Genomic DNA, 23,713 nt, shown 5'->3' with positions numbered 1-23,713 from the left:
CTGATAAACTGCGTTCAGCTATCGCCAGTAGGCGCTCATGAGCGAGCTCACCTCTTTTTTCAGCAATATATTCTCCATGATCTCAGTAAAGAGGGTCTGATTGATCTCTTCCATTATCCGCATTCCAGCCATGCGCTCTGCGTCAGGATCACCTGCTATTCCTAACGCTTCCAGTTCAGCATTGACCCGGCTCTGATACTCATCCGTTTCAATACACTCAGCCCTTTTGGCCATCATTTCACGCCACTCTTCTGGCGCTATACGCTCCAGCACTTTATGCCACGGCCCCCACAGCGCAAACCATTTGTGAAAATCCCTATTTTCAGCAATTTTTATCCTTATTTCCGCCTCGTCCAGGTCAGACTCAGTGATACCCGAAACGTTATAAAATCGCATATCCTGGGTCATTGTTGTCAGCGACAGCGACTCTCGTAACTGATTCTGAAAACCCAGAAATACTTCGACTTCGTCAATAAAAAACAGCCGTTTTACCTTTTCTCTGGCGAGCGATTCTATTTGCTCCAGCCGAAAGATTTCACGCCCCGCCATAATCAGTTCCGCTAAGTGGCTATCAAAGGCGCCTCTTTCAGCATCATGAACCAACGTCGCTTCCTGCATTTGGTGGTATGCCAGTGTGACCCGATCTTCACAGCTTATCGTTGCACCCATCGCTATAATAAATGCGGTTTCTCTTAGTGCGCTATCTTCAGCCAGGCGCATTAGCCAGGCGGAGACTTGTTCCTTAAAATCCGGGTGTCGGGTGTTCCGCGTATCGCTAAGACGATCCAGAAACATGCTGAAGGCTGCCGCGTTTACTTCCGTCTCAAACGCCCGCCATTGGTTGACGTCTTCCTCCTCGAGATTGGTTAGCCACCCCTGGACAGCTTGATGCAGTGGTCGAGTTACCCGAACAATTGAAAAGTCGCCCATGGCAAACAATACCCGGGGTCCCTGATAATCTACAGAGGACATTAGCCGCTGCATATTCTGTATTGTTCGTTCTGAAAAAGGATTATATTCTACGATTATTCTTGTAGGTTGAGGTCCTTCACCACGAAAATGGGGTAACGACTCCGGGAGACGGACCAGGTTATTGCGAGAGGCCTGCATTATTTGTAATGCCGCCGGGAGGTTTTCCGGTAGATTAGTCAATGCGTTACGGGAAACATCCAGCGTTGTTATCGTGGGAGGTAGTGTTTCAGGCAGAACCGTAATCTGATTTTTACTTACATCCAGGACCTGTAATTCTGGTGGTAACGATGCGGGCAGACTGGTTAAGGCATTTTCGCCGGCCTCCAGAGTCTTCAGGCCCGGCGGCAATGTTTCAGGCAAAGCGGTTAACGAATTACTCTGCACATTCAAATGGGTAATCCCTGACGGAAGATGTGCTGGCAGTGTCCTTATGCTGTTATCATAAACGCTCAGGTACCGAAGTTCCTCAGGTAGATTTTCAGGTAAGCAACTAATTTTATTATGGAAAAGATCCAGCGATTGAAGCGCTGAAGGCAAACGTTCCGGCAATTCAGTAATACGGTTAATGCTCAGCTCCATTTCCTGTATGGTATCCGGTAACGTGGCAGGGATACTGGTTAGCTGATTACTGTTGGCATACAGGGTCTTTATATTTCCCTGTAAATTTTCCGGCAAACTTTTCAGTTCATTGTTATCGAGTATCAGAGTAGTTATCTGCTCAGGAATATAGGCAGGTATAGTGGTAAGTCCTAATATTTTCAGACGAAGTTCCGTCTTATTATTTTTCAGGCAGTCACGCATCCGTTGTACGGCTTCTTCACGATTTGCTGCCTCTTTCGCTGGCGCCTCTTTTACCCACTCAGACCAGATTAACTCATAATTCACAGCATCTTTGGAGCCGGAAGCGCTACTCGCCTGCTCGCTTTCTGTCACACGGGTATAGGTGACTGACTTTCCCCCTCCCTCAACGGTATAGCCCTCTGTATTAAAAACTATAGACAGAATTTCCTGACTATTTTCACTCAAAATACAGTATTGGTCTGCCCCTCCTCTACTATACTGAATATTATCCGCATACGCCGGGAAAGCTAACATCCTTAAACATTCAAACTTGCTTTTGATCTCTTCTGGCGAGGCGGTTTCAGGTGGATGACAAAGATAAGCGATGCAGCTTTGTGCTTCAACCTGATGTTCTGAAGAGAAAAAGGCACTTATTTTATTCCATATCTCTTCTTTTAAAGGCACCTCTGTTGAGGCCTCATTGCTAATACTTTGATGCCTTGCCGTAGATTGTATATTAGTAATATTAAACATATTTTCCCTACCTGATCTGAACGTAACCTAAAGTAACAGATAAGGATATTCTCAACTTTAAATAAGAGGTCACAGTCGTCATTATTTCGGACAAATCATTCAGTATTTGCAGCGCTTGACTTATAAATGCTCGCGCTTCCATCACCTCTTTTTTAAGTAGAATGATGTAATCTGTTGCCATGACACGCTTTCAACGAACTCACATAAGATTAAAATGACGATCATGAGGATAGCTATACCGATAATACGGGGCGTTTTTTTTCATAGCCGAGGAGAGAGGGAAAATTAGCGTTGGGTTCAGCCTCAACGCTAATTTTCTTCAGTTGTGATTAAACTAGCTACCCCATTGATGTTTTGAGTTTTTCGACAATCTCGTTAGTCAAAGCCTGTCACTGTTTTTCATTCCTGACTGACTTAGCCCTTACTATTGAACTGAAATTCTCAAAAGCGAGCCATGGTAACGATGACTCGCTGGCGATCGACACATTGTCAGGACGCCGCGATAAACAACTCGCGTAACTGGTGCAACTGGTCGCGAATTTGCGCGGCTTCTTCAAACTCCAGATTTTGCGCGTGCTGCATCATTTGCCCTTCCAGTTCATGAATTTTCTGCTGCAACGCTTTCGGCGTCATATCCAGTTCGACAATTCCGGCTTTTGCCGTAGAACGGCCCTTGCCTTTCCCCTTCGCTTTGGTTTTCGCAATGTTCTGCCCCAGCGCCAGGATGTCGACCACTTTTTTGTTCAGCCCCTGCGGAGTGATACCGTGCTCTTCGTTGTACTTCTGCTGCTTCTCGCGACGTCGCTCGGTTTCGCCAATCGCCTTCGCCATCGACGGCGTGATTTTATCGCCATACAGAATCGCTTTACCGTTAACGTTACGCGCCGCGCGCCCTATGGTCTGAATCAGGGAGCGCTCGGAGCGCAGGAAGCCCTCTTTATCGGCGTCCAGAATCGCCACCAGCGAGACTTCCGGCATATCCAGCCCTTCGCGCAGCAGGTTAATCCCCACCAGAACGTCAAACTCGCCCAGACGCAAATCGCGGATGATTTCCATGCGCTCCACGGTATCAATATCTGAGTGCAGGTAACGCACGCGCTCGCCGTGCTCTTCCAGATATTCGGTCAAATCTTCCGCCATCCGTTTGGTAAGCGTAGTGACAAGGACACGCTCATTAATGGCCGCACGCTGACGAATTTCGGACAGCAGATCGTCCACCTGGGTCGCCACCGGACGCACTTCAATAATCGGGTCCAGCAGCCCGGTCGGTCGCACGACCTGATCCACCACCTCATCACCAGATTTTTCCAGCTCATAGTTGCCGGGCGTGGCGGAAACATAGATAGTTTGCGGCGCTAAGGCTTCAAACTCCTCAAACTTCAGCGGACGGTTATCCAGCGCCGAAGGCAGACGGAAGCCATACTCGACCAGCGTCTCTTTGCGCGCCCGGTCGCCGCGGTACATGCCGCCTATCTGCGGGATGGTGACATGAGACTCATCCACCACCAGCAGTCCGTCGGCGGGCAGATAATCGAACAAGGTTGGCGGCGGTTCGCCCGGCCCGCGGCCCGACAGAAAGCGGGAATAGTTTTCAATGCCTGAGCAGTAGCCCAGCTCGTTCATCATCTCTAAATCGAACTGCGTGCGCTGGCTTAATCGCTGCTCTTCAAGCAGCTTATTATTCGCCAGCAAGACCTTACGCCTGTCCGCCAGCTCATCTTTTATCTCTTCCATCGCCTGCAGAATACGCTCGCGCGGCGTCACGTAGTGCGTTTTGGGATAGATAGTATAACGTGGCACCGTTGACTCTACCTGCCCGGTTAACGGGTCGAACAGCGACAGGCGTTCCACTTCTTCATCAAACAGCTCAACGCGTAGCGCGATGTCGTCAGATTCAGCCGGGAAGATGTCGATCACTTCGCCGCGCACGCGAAAGGTACCACGCTGAAAAGCTTGATCGTTACGGGTGTATTGCAATTCCGCCAGCCGACGCAAAATCGCGCGCTGGTCAATCAGCATTCCCACCGTCAGATGCAGCATCATTTTCAGGTAGAGATCCGGATCGCCCAGACCGTAAATCGCGGACACGGAAGCCACCACCACGACATCGCGTCGCTCAAGCAACGCTTTCGTTGCCGACAACCGCATTTGCTCAATATGTTCGTTTACCGAAGCGTCTTTTTCGATAAACGTATCCGAACTTGGCACATACGCTTCCGGCTGATAGTAGTCATAGTAGGAGACGAAATACTCCACCGCGTTTTCCGGGAAAAACTCTTTCATTTCGCCGTAGAGCTGCGCCGCCAGGGTTTTATTGGGCGCAAGCACCATCGTTGGCCGCTGCAAGTCCGCAATGACGTTGGCAATGGTGAATGTCTTCCCGGAGCCGGTCACGCCCAATAACGTCTGATGCGCCAGCCCGTCCTCCAGCCCCTCTTCCAGACGACGTATAGCGTCCGGCTGATCGCCAGAAGGTTTAAAAGCGGAATTCAGTTTGAACGGTTTACTCATGAGCGGCTACCTGAAGGAGTGAGCGGGCAGGGATGTAATTTTACTCTCGACGGTGAATATTGCCAATAAAAAATACTGGATGAAAAAACAGTAACACTCCAGTGTATAATGGCTATCGGTAGATACCCCACGCTATTTAGAGGTAAAACATAGACAGTCGCGGGGTAAAATTCCAGCAGTGTGCTGGTTATCCCCAGACCAGAGTCTTTTTTAACATTTGTCAAGTCGGATGATGAAAGTTTTATGTCAACGTATCCTCCTTCCTTTACAACCATTGATTTTATATAACTTGCTGTCTGAAAAGGGATATTTTCTCAAGCCGTCTTTCGCGCCAATTTAGTCGCAGGCCGCGTCGCCTCTCGCTTACGTTGTGTTTTCTAACTCTAATACACAAGGTTATCCACAGGAATAGTGGATAACTGCTTCCAGCCCGTATCCCCTGCCGCCTGGCAAAATCAGCCCCTGACGTTTTCGCCGGGCGATAAAAAAAAATTATCGCTATTTTTGGCAGATTATTGGCTAACGAGAAGGCAAAAATTGAGGCGTAGACGCTCACATTTTGCACATTTTTAGCATGGCGACGTCAGGAGGGTCTGGCGAAAGAACAGCAGGATCGTCTGATCCTGCAAGAAGGCGGTTTTTAAGCGCGGTCAGGCGCGTTCCAGGGGGCTAAGGTCCAGATACTGTCCTGTCGCCGCCTGCGATGGAGAAACGCCCAGCCACGGGATTTCCCCTAACAGCGGGGCCGGTATGACGCGGCGAAGCGTCGCGAGATATTCACCATGACGCGCGCCTGGCGGCTGCATGTCGTTGGCTATCCATCCGACAAGCGGTAATCCGGCCTGTTCTACCGCCAGCGCCGTCAGCATGGCGTGATTAATACAGCCCAGCTTGACGCCAACAACCAGAATCACCGGCAGCTGCTCCGTCTGTACCCAGTCGGCAAACGTCAGCGTGGCAGAGAGCGGTGTAAACCAGCCGCCCGCCCCTTCTGTCAACACCCAGTCTGCCTGCGCCTCCAGCGTTCGTAATCCGCGTGATAACACCGCCGCGTCTATCGCCCGGCCTTCGTCGGCGCTAGCGATGTGGGGAGAAGTAGGCTCGGCAAAAGTATAAGGATTGATAGCGGAATAAGGTTGCGGCAGGCTGCTGTTACGCTGCAAGGCCAGGGCATCGCTATTGCGTAGCCCGTCGGTTGTCATTTCGCTGCCGGAAGCGACGGGCTTATAGCCTACGGTTTGATAACCTAACTGCGTTGCGGCCTGCAATAAGGCGCAACTGGCGACCGTTTTACCGACTTCAGTATCAGTACCGGTCACAAAATAGCGTTTAGTCACGTTCAATCACTCCCATAAAAAGGTGGTACGTCAGCGGATATTTCCCCTGCCGCTGCGGCCATGCCAGTTGAATCTGTCTAAGCCGGGCGCGGGTTAATACATCCGTCTCCCGCCCTTCATGAAGATGGGTGGCGCCAATGCCTTTGAGCGAACGCATCGCGCTCAGGGCATCCTCAAACCACAATGTCATCGCCTGAGTATGACGAGACGCCCGCCAGCCGCGTAGCGCGTGGTCAATGGCCTCTTCCGGCAAAAAGCTATTCGCGTGAGCGCGATTATCGACGGCCTGCCATGCCTGACGCAGCTCCGGCAACGACCCCTGGCACAAGGTGGTAAACGCCACCACGCCGCCGGGCCGTACAACCCGATACAACTCGCTCAACGCATCGCGTAAATCGCCGCACCACTGGACCGCCAGGTTGCTCCAGGCCAGGTCAAAAACGCCGGCGTCATGGGGAATCGCTTCGATATCCGCCAGCAAATAGTGATGCGCCGCCTGACGATCGCGAGCCTGTTGCAGCATCGGCAGCGAAAGATCCAGGGCGGTCACTTCGCTCCCCCGCTCTCGCCAGTAACGACTCATACGTCCGGGGCCGCAGCCTGCGTCCAACACACTGGCAAACTGGCGGCCTGTCAACAGCGTCAGCAGCGCATCCGCGCTGTGTTGCTGTAAAGAGGCGTGCTGTTCGTATTGCGATGCGGCCCGGCCAAACGCCGCCGCAATAGCCTGCTTATTCACCTGCGCCATGCAGCACCTCCAGCAGACGGTCTATATCGCACGCTTCATGCGCCTGCGTTAACGTTAAGCGCAGGCGCGCCGTACCGACAGGCACCGTCGGCGGACGAATCGCCGTCGCCCAGCATCCTTGTTGACGCAGCGCCTCCGCCAGGCGCAATGCACGGCTGTTATCGCCCACGATTAACGGCTGGATGGCGCTATGGGCATTCAGTAGCGTAAATCGGGACGCGTTAACGCCGGCCCGAAAGCGCTGAACCAGAGCGGCGAGTTTTTCGCGCCGTTCACGACCTTCATCGCTACGGATCACCGCCAGCGAGGCGCTTAACGCCTGCGCCTGGGCGGGCGGCATACTGGTGCTGTAAACCAGATGACGGGCGAATTGCAGCAGATAATCTGCGACGCTTTCCGAGCAGAGCACCGCTGCGCCGCTGACGCCAAACCCCTTACCGAAAGTCACCACCAGCAACTCAGGCTTCCCCCCCCGCTGCCAGCAGGTGCCCCGCCCCTCATCGCCAGTCACGCCGATGCCGTGCGCATCATCAACCAACAGCCAGGCATGATGCCTGCGGGCAATGTGCTGGATTTCCGCCAGCGGCGCGCTGTCGCCGTCCATGCTGTATACACCTTCTGTCACCACCAGTTGCTGACCCACGCAGGGCGATTGCAGTAAACGCGACAGATGCTGCGTATCGTTATGGATAAAGCGGCGAAGCTGCGCCGGACTCAGATTAGCGGCTTCCAGCAGGGAAGCATGACTCAACCTGTCGGCCACAATCCGGTCATTTTTTTTCATTAAGGCGGTAATGACCGCCTGATTCGCCGCAAAGCCAGAGATAAACAGCAGCGCGCGTGGATATCCTAACCATTGCGCCAGTTCCTCCTCTAACGCCTGGTGCGCCACGGAATAACCGCTGATATGACCCGACCCGCCGCTGCCGACGCCAAAACGCGTCGCTGCCTGTTGCCAGGCGCGAATAATCTGCGGATGTTGACTTAAGCCGAGGTAATCATTGCTGGAAAAGTTAAGATACTGTCGCCCGTTCGCTACCAGCCAGCGTCCGGCGCCCTGCGACACCACATAGCGGCGGCGCAACGTATCCGTCGCCCGACGCGCCGTCAGCGCATCGTCGACGCGTTGTTGCCAACTCATAAGGCTGCCGCGTTGTAATAATCATCGGTGTCAGGCGTCATCAGCGTCTGCTCCAGACGTTGCTGCTGCTCGTTATCGCCCGCCAGCACCCTGGTCTGCTGCGGATTCAGTCCCAGCTTACGGAATAACTGCAGATCCTTGTCCTCTGCCGGATTTGGCGTAGTTAACAATTTGCAGCCATAGAAAATCGAGTTCGCCCCGGCCATAAAGCACATCGCCTGGGTCTGCTCGTTCATCTGTTCACGCCCTGCGGAAAGACGCACGTATGAGGTCGGCATCATGATGCGCGCCACGGCGATAGTACGAATAAAATCAAACGCATCCACGTCATCGTTATCCGCAAGCGGTGTGCCTTTCACCTTCACCAGCATGTTGATTGGCACGCTTTCCGGCGGCGTCGGCAGGTTCGCCAACTGCAACAACAGTCCGGCGCGATCGGTAACCGTTTCGCCCAGACCCACAATGCCGCCGGAGCACACTTTAATCCCTGCTTCACGGACTTTTTCCAGCGTGTCGAGGCGCTCCTGATAGGTACGGGTAGTGATGATATTGCCGTAAAACTCCGGCGAGGTATCGAGGTTGTGGTTGTAGTAATCCAGCCCGGCGTTAGCCAGACGCTGCGCCTGGCTCTCGTTCAACATGCCGAGCGTCATACAGGTTTCCAGCCCCATCGCTTTGACGCCCTGTACAATCTGCTCCAGATAAGGCATATCGCGTTCATGCGGATTCTTCCAGGCCGCTCCCATACAGAAGCGGGTCGAACCGGCGTTTTTCGCTTTACGGGCGGAGTCCAGTACCTGCTCTACCTCCATTAAACGCTCGGCTTCCAACCCGGTTTTATAGCGCGAGCTCTGCGGGCAGTATTTACAATCCTCCGGGCAGGCGCCGGTTTTGATCGACAGCAGCGTACTAACCTGTACCTGCTGCGGATCGAAATGCTGGCGATGAATTTGCTGCGCTTCAAACAGCAATTCCAGCAGTGGTTTTTCAAATAATTCGGTTACTTGCGACAGTGTCCAGCGTGGGTGGCGAGCCATCGGGCTTCTCCAAAATATGTTGTTTGTTTTTGATATGGTGTAGACTCGTAAACCTAAATCTTTTTAATTTGGTTTACAAGTCGATTATGACAACGGACGATCTGGCCTTCGATAAACGCCATATTTGGCATCCTTACACTTCCATGACCTCGCCGCTGCCGGTATATCCCGTTGAGCGGGCCGAAGGCTGCGAGCTGGTTCTCGCCTCGGGCGAACGCCTGATTGAGGGGATGTCCTCCTGGTGGGCGGCCATTCATGGTTATAACCACCCGCAATTGAATGCGGCGATGAAAGCGCAAATTGACGCCATGTCGCATGTCATGTTCGGCGGCATAACCCATACACCTGCGGTGAATCTGTGCCGTAAGCTGGTCGCGATAACGCCTGAGCCGCTGGAGTGTGTCTTTCTGGCCGACTCTGGTTCGGTGTCGGTAGAAGTGGCCATGAAGATGGCGCTGCAATACTGGCAGGCGCGCGGCGAATCGCGTCAGCGTTTTCTGACGTTTCGCCACGGTTATCATGGCGACACGTTCGGCGCGATGTCGGTGTGCGATCCGGATAACTCCATGCACAGCTTGTGGAAAGGCTATCTGCCGGAAAACCTGTTCGCGCCGGCGCCGCAAAGCCGGATGGATGGCGAATGGGATGAAAGCGACATCGCGCCATTTGCCCGCCTGATGGCCGCGCATCGCCATGAAATAGCCGCCGTGATTCTGGAACCTATCGTTCAGGGCGCGGGCGGGATGCGCATATATCATCCACAATGGCTCAGGCGTATTCGTAACATGTGCGATCGCGAAGGCATTCTGCTGATTGCCGATGAAATAGCCACCGGGTTTGGCCGTACCGGCAAACTGTTCGCCTGCGAGCACGCCGGGATCGCGCCGGATATTCTGTGTCTCGGCAAAGCCTTAACCGGCGGCACCATGACCCTCTCGGCAACGCTCACGACACGCCAGGTTGCAGAGACTATTAGCAACGGCGAGGCGGGGTGTTTTATGCATGGCCCGACGTTTATGGGGAATCCGCTGGCCTGCGCCGTCGCTTGCGCCAGCCTGACGCTGCTGGAAAGCGGCGAATGGCGTCAGCAGGTGGCGTCTATCGAGTCTCAGTTACGCGCTGAGTTAGCCCCCGCGCAAAGTTCGCCCTGGGTGGCGGATGTGCGGGTGTTGGGCGCGATTGGGGTGGTTGAAACCACGCACACGGTCAATATGGCGGCGCTTCAACGCTTCTTCGTCGGGCAAGGCGTCTGGATCAGGCCGTTCGGCAAGCTAATCTACCTGATGCCGCCCTACATTATTCGTCCGGATCAACTGCGCCGTTTGACCCAGGCGGTCAATGACGCGGTACACAATGAAACATTTTTAGCCATTAATCAGCGGTAAGCGATGCTGCTTCTGGCTACACTTCTGGTGAGTCAAAAGGAGAGCGCATGAAACTTATCAGCAACGATTTGCGCGATGGAGATAAACTTCCTCATCGCCACGTTTTTAACGGTATGGGCTATGATGGCGATAATATTTCGCCGCATCTGGCCTGGGACGACGTGCCGATGGGCACCAAAAGTTTTGTCGTGACCTGTTACGATCCCGACGCGCCGACCGGCTCCGGCTGGTGGCACTGGGTGGTGGTGAACCTCCCGGCGGATACGCGCGTACTGACCCAGGGGTTCGGCTCAGGCCTGGTGGCCGTACCAGACGGCGTCATTCAGACGCGTACCGATTTCGGTAAAGCGGGCTACGGCGGCGCGGCGCCGCCTAAAGGGGAAACGCACCGCTATATCTTTACGGTTCACGCGCTGGACGTCGAGCGTCTTGACGTTGATGAAGACGCCAGCGGCGCGATGGTCGGCTTTAATGTGCATTTCCATTCGCTCGCCAGCGCCTCGATCACGGCGATGTTCAGTTAAACGCTGTGCCGGATGGCGGCGTAAACGTCTTACCCTGCCAACGGGTTGGGTAAGCCGAATACGCGCCGCGCCATCCGGCAGCATTCACATAAAGTCCGGCACCAGACGCTGTAACGCGCCTTGCGCCAGCAGCGCCGTCGCACACTCAATATCGGGCGCGAAAAAACGATCCTGCGTATAGTGCGCCACCTGCTCGCGCAGTGTCTGCCGCGCCTGTTCCAGTAACGGGCTGGAGGTTAACCCTTCCCGTAAATCTATCCCCTGACAGGCCGCCAGCCACTCCACGGCAATGATGCCGCGGGTATTCGCCGCCATTTCCCAGAGTCGCCGCCCTGCCGCCGGGGCCATTGAGACATGATCTTCCTGATTCGCCGAGGTCGGCAGGCTATCCACGCTGTGCGGGTGCGCCAGCGCTTTATTCTCGCTGGCGAGCGCCGCGGCGGTGACCTGGGCAATCATAAAACCGGAATTAACGCCGCCATTTTTCACCAGGAACGGCGGTAACTGCGACATATGTTTATCCATCATCAGCGCGATGCGCCGCTCCGATAGCGCGCCGATTTCCGCTATCGCCAGCGCCAAATTATCCGCCGCCATGGCAACCGGTTCAGCATGGAAGTTACCGCCGGAGATCACCTCCCCCGCATCGGCAAAGACCAGCGGATTATCGGATACCGCGTTGGCCTCAGCCAGCAGTACCTCTTTCGTCTGACGTAACTGGGTCAGACAAGCGCCCATTACCTGCGGCTGGCAGCGAAGGGAATACGGGTCCTGAACTTTATGACAGTGGTGATGTGATTCAGCAATGGCGCTGGTATCGGTCAGCAGGTGCCGGAACAACCGCGCGACGTCAATTTGCCCCTGTTGTCCGCGCGCGGCATGAATGCGCGCATCAAAAGGACGGCGCGATCCCAGTACGGCTTCGGTAGTCAGCGCGCCGCAGACAACGGCGGAGGCAAATAACTCCTGTGCCTCAAACAAACCGCGCAGCGCGAAGGCCGTTGATGCCTGGGTGCCATTAAGCAGCGCCAGCCCCTCTTTGGCCGCCAGCGCGACAGGCTCCAGTCCGGCCTTTTTTAGCGCCGTCTGCGCCGGAAGCCATTCGCCCTGCCAGCGCGCTTTTCCTTCGCCAAGCAGCGTCAGCGACAGATGCGCCAGCGGCGCTAAGTCGCCCGACGCGCCAACCGAGCCTTTTGCCGGAATCAGCGGATACACGCCGGCATTCACCAGAGCGATGAGCGCTTCTATCACGCTCAACCGAATTCCGGAAAACCCGCGCGCCAGGCTATTGATTTTCAATACCATGATCAGACGCACCATCGCGTCATCCAGTGGGTCGCCTACGCCCGCGGCGTGAGACAGCACCAACGATCGCTGTAGATTTTGCAAGTCTTCATCAGCGATGCGCGTCTGCGCCAGCAGGCCGAAACCGGTGTTGATGCCGTAGGCGGTACGCCCTTCGGCAACGATATCATTGACGCACGCGACGCTGGCGTTAATGCCGTCAATGGCGCTGGCGTCCAGCCGAAGCTGTACCGGATGACGCCAGACATCGTACAGTTGAGAGAGGCTTAACTGCCCCGGAGTGAGTGTCATGGTGTTCATATCAGCCTTTCCCCTGCGTCGCCGCAACCATCGGTAAATTCAGACCTTGCTCAACAGCGCATTCCACCGCGAGATCATATCCGGCATCGGCATGGCGCATGACGCCCGTCGCCGGATCGTTGTGTAACACGCGGCGAATACGCGCGGCGGCCTCGTCAGTGCCATCACAGACAATCACCATACCGGCGTGTTGCGAAAACCCCATTCCCACCCCGCCGCCATGATGGAGCGATACCCATGTCGCCCCGCTGGCGGTATTCAGCAACGCATTTAACAGCGGCCAGTCGGAAACCGCGTCGGAACCGTCGCGCATCGCTTCGGTTTCACGGTTAGGGCTGGCGACAGAGCCGGAATCCAGGTGATCGCGGCCAATCACAATGGGCGCGGATACCTCGCCGCAACGCACCATTTCGTTGAACGCCAGCCCCAGTTTTTGCCGCCACTCCAGGCCTACCCAGCAGATACGCGCCGGTAACCCCTGAAAATGAATGCGCTCGCGCGCCATATCCAGCCAGTGATGCAGATGTTTATCCTCAGCCACTATCTCTTTGACTTTGGCATCGGTTTTATAGATATCCTGCGGATCGCCGGACAGCGCCACCCAGCGAAACGGCCCGATACCACGACAGAACAGCGGACGAATATAGGCTGGCACAAATCCCGGAAAATCAAAGGCGTTTTCCACCCCCATCTCTTTCGCCATCTGACGAATATTGTTGCCATAGTCAAAGGTCGGCACGCCCATTTTACTGAACGCCAGCATCGCCCGAACATGCGCCGCCATGGAACGTTTTGCTGCCTGCATCGTCCCGTGGGGATCGGATTGCGCGTTTTTCTGATACTCCTCCCAGCGCCAGCCGGAGGGTAAATAGCCATGTAGCGGATCGTGGGCGCTGGTCTGATCGGTCACCAGGTCCGGGCGCACGCCGCGATTAACCAGTTCCGGCAGGATATCCGCCGCGTTCGCGCACAGGGCGACGGACACGGCTTTCCCCTCGCGGGTGTAGCGCGTAATGCGGGCCAGCGCGTCATCCAGCGTGGCGGCCTGCTCATCCACGTAACGAGTACGCAGACGAAAATCGATACGGCTTTGCTGGCATTCAATCGTCAGCGAACACGCTCCGGCCAGCGTCGCGGCTAGCGGTTGCGCGCCGCCCATGCCGCCCAGTCCGGCGGTCAGCACCCAGCGTCCCGCCAGCGTGCCGTTATAGTGCTGACACCCCGCCTCGACAAAGGTTTCGTATGTTCCCTGCACGATTCCCTGACTGCCGATATAGATCCAGCTTCCGGCCGTCATTTGACCGTACATCGCCAGCCCTTTCGCATCCAGTTCGTTAAAGTGTTCCCATGTCGCCCAGTGGGGAACCAGGTTGGAGTTGGCGATTAATACCCGCGGCGCGTTGTCGTGCGTTTTAAATACGCCGACCGGTTTGCCAGACTGAATAAGCAACGTTTCGTCCGCCTCCAGCCGGGTGAGCGCATCAACAATAGCGTCATAGCATTCCCAGTTGCGCGCGGCGCGACCAATCCCGCCGTAGACCACCAGCTCATGCGGATTTTCCGCCACGTCAGGATCGAGATTATTCATTAACATCCGCAGCGGGGCTTCTGTCAGCCAGCTTTTCGCCGTTAATACCGTGCCTCGGGGCGCGCGGATAGTCTGCTGACGATACTTGCTTTCAGGCATAGCAATGACTCCTCATTATTATCGGTCTGCCATCGCCAAATAACGCTAAAACGCCACTATCAGGCACCGCCGCAGACCCACAGATAAGAATCAGACATATACTTGTCTATACAAGTAAGCACAAGAATAGAATTAACAAAAATGATACAATTTTGTTATATTGTGTCAGCAATCACGTTTTCCGGCAGCGGCCCGCTCAGGAGATAAATCGTCCCTGTAGCCGATAGCGCGACCCGGGGAAAAGTAAGCGGGCGTGAGAAACAATCCGCGACGCGGACCAGGTTGTACGACGAATGAGCAGACAAGGCTCATGCTCTTTGATAGTTAACCACGCGCACTCCTGCGCCGTGGCGCGCACCGCCTCCACAATATGTTCCCCTTCCGTTAGCGGCGCGATCCGCGACAAATAAGCGTGCGGCGTGGTCTGACGGTAATCCTGCGTCAGGTAATCCACGGCAATATCCGCATTCACGCAGCGATCTTCAATTTGTACCGGCAGATCGTTTTCATAATGCACCATGATGGAATGGAAAATGACATCGCTCTCATTGACGTTGAGAGCGCTGGCCTGGATGGCGTTTGCCCGCACGCGCTCCAGCGTGAGCACCTCACAACGATGCTGATGACGGCGGGCGGCAATCTCCTCGGCGATACTGCGGACTTCAAACAGCGCGGACTGGCCTTTCGGTTCGGCGACAAACGTCCCCACGCCCTGTAAACGCACCAGCCACCCTTCATCCGTCAGCTCACGCAGCGCCCGGTTGATGGTCATTCGGCTAAAGCCATACTGAGCGACCAGTTCAGCTTCCGACGGAATGCGATCGTGCGGCTGCCAGACGCCGCCGGCTATTTTTTTACAGATGTCCTGTTTCACCGTTTCGTAAAAAGGCGCAGGTGCAGAACGGGAGCGGGATGAATACATGCGTGAAGCCTTCCTTATGCGGAGAGTGTTTTCCGGATGACAGATTAACGCCACCAGTGCGCGATTTGCCAGCCAAGCCGCGCCGCCACGCGCGCCGCTGCGCCATCTTCATCAAAGCGTGGATTAAACTCAACCAGATCCGCCGCCTGTAATTTTCCGCTGCGGCAAACCGGCTCAATTAAACGCAGAACCTGTATCAGCGGCACGCCCAGCGCTGCGGGAGCGGAGACGGCCGGCATTTCCCAGACAGGCAATACGTCGAGATCGATAGTCAGATAAATTTTATCCACCTTGTCGATAAACTGCGTCATCTGCGCCAGCGCGTCATGGCAGTCAAGATCCTCCACCACGGTAACATTCCGCCACTGCGCTTCCCGCCACAACGCCTGCGTATTCGCCGCACGGCTCACGCCGAAACAGGCATAATGAAACGCGCGGCTCTGCGCGTCGCATAGCTGCGCCAGTTGACGAAACGGCGTCCCGGATGTTGCCCGGTCGGTCTGACGGAGATCCAGATGCGCATCAAGATTAATGATACCTACGCTTTCCTGCGCAAACGCGTCCAGCACCCCCGCGCCGTGTCCAAACGCGGTTTCATGCCCACCGCCCAGCACCAGCGTGCGCATCCCGGCCCGCAGACAGCGGCTTACCGCATCGCGCAAGGCCTGCTGCGCGCCTTCCAGATCGGGCGTAGGCGCAACCCAATTGCCTAAATCCACTAGCCGTTCATGTCCCTGGTGGCTGGCCATATTCGCCAGCGCTTTACGCAACGCATCCGGGGCGCCTGCCGCGCCGGGACGCCCTGCATTGCGTTTTACCCCCTCGTCGCAGGCAAATCCCATTAACGCGATCTTTTGCTGCCAGTTTTCGGGGGAAAAGGTCTCGCTGCGCGTGACGGTCTGAAACAGACGCCGCGCATCCGGCGCTTCTATACTGTCATCGCGCCCCTGCCAGAGCGCCGGAGAAGCCGGATACCATTGCGTCATGAGATTTGTCCTCTGTATACCCGCTGATATAAAGGATTACGCCCCGGCTCATACACAACCTCTACCGGCTGTTCAGCATCCCACACCACAAAATCCGCCCGGTAGTCGGCCCTGAGCTGCCCATGCGTCGCCTGTCTTCCCAGCGCACGAGCGGCATGGCGCGTAACGCCCGCCCATGCCTCTTCCGACGTCAGACCAAACTGTACGCAGGCCATATTCATCGCCAGATGCAAACTGCAAAACGGGCTGGTGCCGGGATTGAAATCGCTGGCGACGGCGACAGGCACCTGATAGCGGCGCAGCAGTTCCACCGGCGGGCGCTGCGTCTCGCGCAGAAAATAAAACGCGCCAGGCAACAACACGCCGACAGTACCGCCGTCACGCATCGCCGCGACGCCCGCTTCATCAAGATATTCGATATGATCCGCCGATAAACCCTGATAGCGACTCACCAGCTGCGCGCCGCCCAACAGCGAAAGCTGCTCAACATGGCCTTTAACGGGAATACCTAACGCCTTCGCCGTCTGCAATACGCGCTCACTCTGCGCCACATTAAAGCCGACGCTCTCGCAAAAGAGGTCTACCGCATCAAATAACCCTTTTTGCCAGAGCTGCGGAATCATCGTCTCGCAGACCAGAGTGATGTAGCCGTCCGGGTCGTCACGATACTCCGCTGGCGTAGCATGAGCGGCCAATAGCGTGGGGCTAATGTCGATAGCGTTTTCGGCGGCAAGTTTTGCAGCAACGCGCAACAGCTTTTCTTCTGTCGCCAGCTCCAGGCCATAGCCGGATTTAATCTCCAGCAGCGTAACGCCTTCGCTGGCAAGGCGCATCATGCGTTCGCGCGCCAGCAGGTAGAGCGTCTCCTCCGCACAGGCGCGGGTTGCTGATACCGTCGCGTTAATGCCGCCGCCCTGAGCGCTAATATGCTGGTATGACGCGCCGTTAAGCCGCTGCTCCCACTCTGCGGCGCGGTTACCGGCAAACACCAGATGCGTGTGGCAATCGATAAGTCCCGGGGTTACCAGTCGTCCCTGCATATCATGGATATTGTCCCCACTGACAGGAAGCTGCGTCTCTGGCACGATATCGCAAATATGCCCTTCGCGTACAATCAGCGCCTGGTTATCCACCAGCCCGTACGGGGCTTGCCGCTGCGGGTCCATTGTCGCCAGCCTGATGTTTCGCCAGACAGTATCGCCCGGTAAAAGTTGCCGCATTCCTGTCGCTCTCTTGCCTGTCATGAGTTGTATAGACATTTATTTTCTTTCTGCTCCGGATTGTCAACTCAAAGCGCGAAAGTTGTTGCTTAATTGTGATAAAACTATCTGATGCTACAGGTGTTTCCGGCCTGAAAAGGAACTTTTTACCTTTTCGCCTTCCCGTTTCGTTCAACTTAGTATAAAAAAGCAGGCTTCAATGGATGTCATTTAACTTTTTCAAGCCCGGAGCAACCTGTGAATACATTATCGGTTTCCCGTCTGGCGCTGGCACTGGCTTTTGGCGTGACGCTGAGCGCCTGTAGCTCTACGCCACCCGATCAGATCCCTTCCGATCAAACCGCGCCTGGCACCGCCTCGCGCCCAATTCTGTCGGCAAATGAAGCGAAAAACTTCGTTGCGGCGCGCTATTTTGCCTCCCTGACGCCGAATACCGCCCCGTGGTCGCCGTCGCCGATTACCCTGCCCGCACAGCCTGACTTTGTGGTGGGGCCGGCAGGTACGCCAGGCGTTACGCACACCTCGATTCAGGCCGCGGTCGATGCGGCAATGGTTAAACGCACGAACAAACGCCAGTACATTGCTATTATGCCGGGCGACTATCAGGGGACCGTGTATGTTCCCGCCGCGCCGGGAAGTCTGACCCTGTACGGGACCGGTGAAAAACCGATCGATGTGAAAATTGGGATGGCGATTGATGGTGAAATGAGCGTCGCTGACTGGCGCCGCGCGGTGAATCCCGGCGGGAAATATATGCCTGGTAAACCCGCCTGGTATATGTTCGATAACTGCCAAAGCAAACACGCCGCGACGATCGGTGTGATGTGTTCTGCCGCGTTCTGGTCGCAGAATAACGGTCTGCAGCTACAAAATCTGACCATCGAGAACACGCTAGGCGACAGCGTCGATGCCGGAAACCATCCGGCGGTGGCGTTGCGTACCGATGGCGACAAAGTCCAGATTAACAAGGTCAATATCCTTGGCCGCCAGAACACCTTCTTTGTGACCAACAGCGGCGTGCAGAACCGTCTGCAAACCGATCGCCAGCCGCGTACGCTGGTGACGAACAGCTATATTGAAGGCGATGTGGATATGGTTTCCGGACGCGGCGCCGTGGTGTTCGATAACACCAACTTCCAGGTCGTCAACTCCCGCACACAGCAGGAAGCCTACGTCTTCGCCCCGGCGACGCTGTCCAATATTTACTATGGCTTTTTGGCGATCAACAGCCGCTTTAACGCCTCCGGCGATGGCGTTGCGCAGCTTGGCCGCTCGCTGGATGTCGACGCCAACACCAACGGTCAGGTCGTGATCCGCGACAGCGTGATTAACGAGGGCTTCAACGTTGCCAAACCGTGGGCCGACGCGGTCATCTCGAAACGTCCGTTTGCTGGAAATACGGGGACCGTGGATGACAAAGACGAGGTGCAGCGTAATCTGAACGACACTAACTACAACCGCATGTGGGAATACAACAACCGCGGTGTAGGCAGTAAAGTAGTGGCGGAACCTAAGCAGTAATCACCGTTCCGGTTCAGGCTTATAAACGGGCCGCCGCAGCAGATGTGGCGGCCCGTGGTTTTACTGCAAGCAATGTTTATTGAAATTAATCAGGCATCCCGCCTTGATGAGTTCCAGCCCGCCTCCATCCGGCACACAGCGCTTTAGTACGCGTTCACCACAACCCACATTGGCCCCTGGCCGACGGCATAACGGCCTTTTTCCGTCAGCAACCCCTGAGTGCCCGTAATTTCATAGACCGCGATATGATGTGATTTTTGACCCGCAGCAATCAGGTATTTTCCGCTATTGTCGATATTAAAGCCGCGCGGTTGGGCTTCCGTCGGCTGGAAGCCTTCAACGCTCAGTACGCTGCCATCTTCGGAGACACTAAAGACGGTAATCAGACTGGCGGTGCGGTCACAGGCATACAGATGCCGTCCATCCGGCGTAATATGAATATCCGCCGCCCAGCGGGTATCGGAAAAATCGGCGGGCATCATATCCAGCGTTTGCACGCACTCTATCTCGCCATGCGGATTTTTAAGCTGCCAGACATCCACCGAACTGTTCAGTTCATTGACGCAATACGCATATTGTCGATTCGGGTGGAAGACCATATGACGCGGGCCTGCCCCTTCAACTGTATTTACTTCCGCCGGCTCCTGGGCCACCAGATGGCCGTCATCGCTTAGCGTAAACAGACAAATGCGATCCTGTTTTAGCGCAGGCACCCACAGGGTACGGTTATCAGGCGTAATATTTGCCGAGTGGCAGCCGTCCAGCCCCTCCACCACATCCACCAACTCAACCGGCAGGCCATCCTGTAAGCGCGTCACGCTGACATTACCGGCGTTATACGATCCGACAAAGACAAAACGACCATGATGATCGGTAGAAATATGGGTCGGGCTACCCGGCAGGGCGGATTCGGCGGCAAACGTCAGCGCGCCATCATCCGGCGCAATACGATACGCCAGGACACGAAACTCCGGGCGCACGCCGACATAGAGGTAGCGTTTATCCGGACTGACCACCATCGGCTGAACCTGACCGGGCACATCCACGACCTGCACCAGCGTCAGCGTCCCTTCGTGGTTCAGGCTCCAGACGTGAATTTGCTGACTCTCAGGGCTGGCGGTATAGACTGTTTGTTTCATGAATACTCCTTTGCATATGGCATGTAGCTGCAATAACAGGACACAGCTTAACGTAGTCGCTTTTGACGGCGAATGCTGAATTCAGACGCAGAATTTTGTCTGCTTACCGTCCCGGTGTACCATGCCGACAGACGGAATTATTACTCTTAATCTGGAAAAAATTATGACTGCACGCGTGATTGCCCTCGATTTAGACGGAACATTATTAACCCCGCATAAAACCTTACTCCCCTCCTCGCTTGAAGCGCTATCACGCGCCAAAGAGGCGGGCTTTCAACTTATCATTGTCACGGGTCGCCATCACGTTGCTATTCATCCTTTTTATCAGGCGCTGGCGCTGGAAACACCTGCTATTTGCTGCAACGGCACCTATTTGTATGATTATCAAGCTAAAACTGTCCTGGATGCCGATCCTATGCCCGTGGATAAGGCGTTGCAGTTGATTGATTTACTGGATGAGCATCAGATTCACGGCCTGATGTATGTTGATGACGCTATGCTTTACGAACACCCAACCGGTCACGTCGTGCGTACCTCCCGGTGGGCGCAGACCTTGCCGCCGGAGCAACGTCCGACCTTTACACAGGTCTCTTCGTTGGCGCAGGCGGCGCGCGACGTGAATGCCGTGTGGAAGTTTGCGCTTACCGATGAAGATATTCCCAGGCTACAGCGGTTCGGTCAGCATGTTGAACAGGCGCTTGGCCTGGAGTGCGAATGGTCATGGCACGATCAGGTGGATATCGCGCGCAAAGGCAACAGTAAAGGCAAGCGCCTTACCCAGTGGATAGAAGCGCAGGGAGGGTCAATGAAAAATGTGATCGCTTTCGGCGATAACTACAACGACATCAGTATGCTGGAGGCGGCAGGCACCGGCGTTGCGATGGGCAACGCCGATGAGGCGGTGAAAGCGCGCGCTGACGTTGTGATCGGCGATAACACTACCGATAGCATCGCCAAATTTATTTACACCCACCTACTATAGTCAGGCGGTGATAGAAACGCTTTTCACCTGCGCGTAAAGCCACAGGCCAGGCTTGATATTCAGCTCATCCCTGGCCCACGGGCTTATTCGCGCCCACAGCGTTCTGCCGCCTATCTCAAGCTGGACTTCCACCTGTCCGTTATCGTCATAACAATTCGCCACTTTTGCCCGCAATACGTTGCGGATACTGGTCTGCTGCGGCGGCTGTAGTACCAGCGAGACATCCGACGCCTGTATACGAATACGCAGTGTGGATTGCAGCGGCTGATTGAGTTTATTTACCCACAGGTGCTGGTCGCCAAGCGCCAGGGCGGTCATGGCATAATGTGGGTGATGCTCCAGCACGCTAACTTTCAGAATACTGCTCTGTTGCTCTTTCGGCAGCCACGGGTGCATAACGCTGCTTCCCCAGACTTCTTCCAGCGGGCCAAACGCTTTAACCTGTCCATCCTCCAGCACCATGACTTTATCCGCCAGGTGGAGAATTTCATCGAGAGAATGGCTGACATACAGCATGGGAATATTGATTTCCCGCGCCAGCCGTTGCAGGTACGGCAGTAATTCGCGTTTACGCGGGATATCCAGCGAGGCCAACGGTTCGTCCAACAGCAGCAACTCCGGGGCGGTGAGCAATGCCCGGCCTATCGCTACGCGCTGTTTTTCTCCGCCGGACAAGCTCCCCGGCAGGCGATCAAGCAACGCTTCAATTCCCAGCAGCGACACCAGCTTATCAAACTGACCGGTCATGCTTTTCGCCATGCCGTAGCGCAAATTGCCGCGTACTTTGTAATGGGGGAACAGGCGCGCATCCTGGAAAACATAACCGATGCGGCGCTTTTCCGGCGTTAAACAGATACCGTTTTCCGCGTCATGCAACACCCGGCCATTCAGCGCGATGCGTCCTTTTTGCGGGCGAGTCAAACCGCTGATGGCATTAATCAGCGAGGTTTTTCCCGCGCCGGAGACGCCAAAGATAGCCGTGATCCCACTGGCTGGCAGCGTTTCGTTGAGGGTTAAACAGTGCGTTCCCAGCGTCTGGGAAAAATTAAGCTCCAGCATGGTTAGCGCCCCGTCCGTTCACGGCTAATCCGCGCCAGCCATTCAGAAATCAACAGCGAAATCAGCGCTAATACAATCGAAATCACGCACAGCCTCGCCGCCGCGCTCTCCCCGCCCGGCGTCTGGATCAAGGTATACATGGCGGAAGGTATGGTGCGGGTTTCGCCCGGAATATTAGAAACAAAGGTAATGGTCGCGCCAAATTCGCCAAGCGAACGGGCAAACGCCAGCACCGTACCGACAATAATGCCCGGCAGGGTAAGCGGTAAGGTGATAGTCAGAAAAACGCGCCAGCGCCCGGCGCCCAGCGTTCTGGCGGCCTGTTCAAGCTTGATATCCACCCCCTCCAGCGCCAGCCGAATGGCCCGCACCATCAGCGGGAAGGACATCACCGCCGCCGCCAGCACGGCGCCGCGCCAGCTAAAGGCAAACGTGAGACCGAACCAGTCATACAGCCACTGGCCAATAAACCCGCGTCGCCCCATCGACACCAGCAGCAGATAGCCGACCACCACCGGCGGCAGCACCAGCGGCAGATGCAGGACGCTATCAAGTAAGGCTTTGCCCGGAAACCGGCATCGTACCAGTAACCAGGCAAAAAAGATCCCAAACGGCAGGCTAAACAGCACGGCCAGGGAAGACACTTTCAGGCTAAGAAGGACAGCCTGCCATTCTGGATCGGTCAGTATCATTACTTCGTCGTAAATCCATAACGTTTAAAGATTGCCGAGGCCTGCGGTCCTTTCAGGTAATCATAGAACGCGCTGACGGTCGCATTTTTATGCCCCTCCACGATAGCGATGGGGTATTCCACTTTTTTATGTGAATCTTCCGGGAACGTCGCCACCACGTTGACCCCCTTGCTGGCAACCGCATCAGAACCATATACAATGCCCAAAGGCGCTTCGTTACGTTCGACCAGCGCCAACGCGCCGCGCACATCCTCGCCCGGCGCCAGTTTCGGTTCAAGCGTTTGCCATGCGCCCAGCTTTTGCAGCGCTTCTTTGGCATAAATTCCCGCCGGTACGTGTTGCGGATCGCCCACTGCCAGACGCCCGCCGTTCAACAGACGAATCCAGTCCGTTTTGTTGTCGATGGTAAACGGTTTCTGCTCGCTGGCTTTCGGCGCCACCACCACCAGGCTATTGCCAAGCAATGTTTCGCGCGTCGTGGTATCCACCGCTTTTTTATCGGCTGCGTAATCCATCCATTTCTGATCAGCAGAGATGAACAGGTCCGCCGGCGCGCCCGCTTCTATCTGGCGCGCCAGCGTTGAAGAGGAGGCGAATGAGGAGACCACATCCACATTTTTCTCTTTTTTATATTCTGCCGCAATGTCTTGCATCGCGTTCGTTAGCGACGCGGCGGCAAATACGGTGATCTTGCCTTCATCCGCCAGCGCATGACCGGCGATGACGAAAGATAATGTTGCCCCTGCGACCAGGCGTAACCAGGAATGCGCCATCTGTAACTCCTTGTGTGTTTCGTTATGTAAGCGACAATATAACGATAATCTCAGGGGTTTCCCAGCGGTTATTCATACCCATTAACGATTAAACACAGAAAATATCGGCAGGAAAAGCAGGATCTTGAGTAACAAAAACGCCCGACTGAGCGGGCGTT

General features: G+C 55.4%; 20 protein-coding genes. 4 read left to right on the top strand and 16 right to left on the bottom strand.

Going from position 1 to position 23,713, the window contains the following annotated elements:
* Nucleotides 1-18: 18 nt before the first annotated feature.
* From slrP to bioB, 7 genes are all read right to left on the bottom strand, one after another.
* Nucleotides 19-2,286 (bottom strand): SPI-1 type III secretion system effector E3 ubiquitin transferase SlrP, encoded by a 2,268-nt coding sequence (gene slrP / locus N7E69_RS16210; RefSeq protein WP_000482010.1) that lies wholly within the window; start codon nucleotides 2,284-2,286, stop codon nucleotides 19-21.
* 7 nt (nucleotides 2,287-2,293) lie between these two features.
* The gene (locus N7E69_RS16205) at nucleotides 2,294-2,467 is read right to left on the bottom strand and encodes a hypothetical protein (protein ID WP_001575831.1); all 174 of its coding nucleotides are present in this window, start codon (nucleotides 2,465-2,467) and stop codon (nucleotides 2,294-2,296) included.
* 308 nt (nucleotides 2,468-2,775) lie between these two features.
* A complete protein-coding gene (gene uvrB / locus N7E69_RS16200; protein ID WP_000042502.1) occupies nucleotides 2,776-4,797 on the bottom strand; it encodes an excinuclease ABC subunit UvrB in 2,022 nt (673 codons plus the stop codon).
* A gap of 650 nt (nucleotides 4,798-5,447) precedes the next feature.
* Nucleotides 5,448-6,134, bottom strand: a complete 687-nt coding sequence (gene bioD / locus N7E69_RS16195; RefSeq protein WP_000167219.1) for a dethiobiotin synthase — start codon at nucleotides 6,132-6,134, stop codon at nucleotides 5,448-5,450.
* Nucleotides 6,127-6,882 carry a malonyl-ACP O-methyltransferase BioC gene (bioC, locus tag N7E69_RS16190; RefSeq protein WP_000079917.1) on the bottom strand — a complete coding sequence of 252 codons (756 nt, stop codon included), beginning with the start codon at nucleotides 6,880-6,882 and terminating at the stop codon, nucleotides 6,127-6,129. The genes bioD and bioC overlap by 8 nt, the downstream gene beginning before the upstream one ends.
* The gene (bioF, locus tag N7E69_RS16185; protein ID WP_000118940.1) at nucleotides 6,866-8,023 is read right to left on the bottom strand and encodes an 8-amino-7-oxononanoate synthase; all 1,158 of its coding nucleotides are present in this window, start codon (nucleotides 8,021-8,023) and stop codon (nucleotides 6,866-6,868) included. Before bioF ends, bioC begins: the two co-directional genes overlap by 17 nt.
* Complete coding sequence (gene bioB, locus N7E69_RS16180; protein WP_000090727.1) at nucleotides 8,020-9,060, bottom strand: biotin synthase BioB; 1,041 nt, start codon at nucleotides 9,058-9,060, stop codon at nucleotides 8,020-8,022. Before bioB ends, bioF begins: the two co-directional genes overlap by 4 nt.
* 86 nt (nucleotides 9,061-9,146) lie before the next feature.
* Here bioB and bioA point away from each other — a divergent pair, with 86 nt between their 5' ends.
* Together bioA and N7E69_RS16170 are read left to right on the top strand one after the other, a co-directional pair.
* The gene (bioA, locus tag N7E69_RS16175; protein WP_000205516.1) at nucleotides 9,147-10,445 is read left to right on the top strand and encodes an adenosylmethionine--8-amino-7-oxononanoate transaminase; all 1,299 of its coding nucleotides are present in this window, start codon (nucleotides 9,147-9,149) and stop codon (nucleotides 10,443-10,445) included.
* Nucleotides 10,446-10,492: 47 nt separating this feature from the next.
* Complete coding sequence (locus N7E69_RS16170; RefSeq protein WP_000767403.1) at nucleotides 10,493-10,969, top strand: kinase inhibitor; 477 nt, start codon at nucleotides 10,493-10,495, stop codon at nucleotides 10,967-10,969.
* An 84-nt stretch (nucleotides 10,970-11,053) separates the two neighbouring features.
* Here N7E69_RS16170 and hutH read toward each other — a convergent pair whose 3' ends face one another.
* From hutH to hutI, 5 genes are all read right to left on the bottom strand, one after another.
* The gene (gene hutH / locus N7E69_RS16165; RefSeq protein WP_001095241.1) at nucleotides 11,054-12,574 is read right to left on the bottom strand and encodes a histidine ammonia-lyase; all 1,521 of its coding nucleotides are present in this window, start codon (nucleotides 12,572-12,574) and stop codon (nucleotides 11,054-11,056) included.
* Between the two features lies 1 nt (nucleotide 12,575).
* Nucleotides 12,576-14,261, bottom strand: a complete 1,686-nt coding sequence (gene hutU / locus N7E69_RS16160) for a urocanate hydratase (protein WP_001115195.1) — start codon at nucleotides 14,259-14,261, stop codon at nucleotides 12,576-12,578.
* A gap of 196 nt (nucleotides 14,262-14,457) precedes the next feature.
* Nucleotides 14,458-15,183 carry a histidine utilization repressor gene (locus N7E69_RS16155; protein WP_000287413.1) on the bottom strand — a complete coding sequence of 242 codons (726 nt, stop codon included), beginning with the start codon at nucleotides 15,181-15,183 and terminating at the stop codon, nucleotides 14,458-14,460.
* 44 nt (nucleotides 15,184-15,227) lie between these two features.
* A complete protein-coding gene (gene hutG / locus N7E69_RS16150; protein ID WP_000195683.1) occupies nucleotides 15,228-16,169 on the bottom strand; it encodes a formimidoylglutamase in 942 nt (313 codons plus the stop codon).
* On the bottom strand, nucleotides 16,166-17,389 hold the full coding sequence (hutI, locus tag N7E69_RS16145) for an imidazolonepropionase (protein WP_001249485.1): 1,224 nt from the start codon (nucleotides 17,387-17,389) through the stop codon (nucleotides 16,166-16,168). Before hutI ends, hutG begins: the two co-directional genes overlap by 4 nt.
* 237 nt (nucleotides 17,390-17,626) lie before the next feature.
* Here hutI and N7E69_RS16140 point away from each other — a divergent pair, with 237 nt between their 5' ends.
* Nucleotides 17,627-18,910, top strand: coding sequence for a putative acyl-CoA thioester hydrolase (locus N7E69_RS16140; RefSeq protein WP_001094776.1), 1,284 nt, complete (start codon nucleotides 17,627-17,629; stop codon nucleotides 18,908-18,910).
* A 143-nt stretch (nucleotides 18,911-19,053) separates the two neighbouring features.
* On the opposite strand, the gene pgl is transcribed toward N7E69_RS16140, so the two are convergent.
* Nucleotides 19,054-20,049 carry a 6-phosphogluconolactonase gene (pgl, locus tag N7E69_RS16135; protein ID WP_000815468.1) on the bottom strand — a complete coding sequence of 332 codons (996 nt, stop codon included), beginning with the start codon at nucleotides 20,047-20,049 and terminating at the stop codon, nucleotides 19,054-19,056.
* 163 nt (nucleotides 20,050-20,212) lie between these two features.
* Here pgl and N7E69_RS16130 point away from each other — a divergent pair, with 163 nt between their 5' ends.
* On the top strand, nucleotides 20,213-21,031 hold the full coding sequence (locus N7E69_RS16130) for a pyridoxal phosphatase (RefSeq protein ID WP_000127031.1): 819 nt from the start codon (nucleotides 20,213-20,215) through the stop codon (nucleotides 21,029-21,031).
* On the opposite strand, the gene modC is transcribed toward N7E69_RS16130, so the two are convergent.
* The 3 genes from modC to modA are packed head-to-tail and all read right to left on the bottom strand — an operon-like array spanning nucleotide 21,032 to nucleotide 23,555.
* On the bottom strand, nucleotides 21,032-22,090 hold the full coding sequence (gene modC / locus N7E69_RS16125; protein ID WP_000891710.1) for a molybdenum ABC transporter ATP-binding protein ModC: 1,059 nt from the start codon (nucleotides 22,088-22,090) through the stop codon (nucleotides 21,032-21,034).
* A 2-nt stretch (nucleotides 22,091-22,092) separates the two neighbouring features.
* Nucleotides 22,093-22,782, bottom strand: coding sequence for a molybdate ABC transporter permease subunit (gene modB, locus N7E69_RS16120; RefSeq protein ID WP_000604026.1), 690 nt, complete (start codon nucleotides 22,780-22,782; stop codon nucleotides 22,093-22,095).
* Nucleotides 22,782-23,555, bottom strand: coding sequence for a molybdate ABC transporter substrate-binding protein (gene modA, locus N7E69_RS16115; RefSeq protein ID WP_000951416.1), 774 nt, complete (start codon nucleotides 23,553-23,555; stop codon nucleotides 22,782-22,784). The genes modB and modA overlap by 1 nt, the downstream gene beginning before the upstream one ends.
* Between the last annotated feature and the right edge of the window lie 158 nt (nucleotides 23,556-23,713).

It is taken from the genome of Salmonella sp. 3C, from assembly GCF_025426275.1.
GTDB classification, from domain to species: domain Bacteria; phylum Pseudomonadota; class Gammaproteobacteria; order Enterobacterales; family Enterobacteriaceae; genus Salmonella; species Salmonella enterica.
The sequence above is the reverse complement of the archived record's forward strand: the minus strand, read 5'-3'. Positions and strand labels throughout refer to the sequence as shown.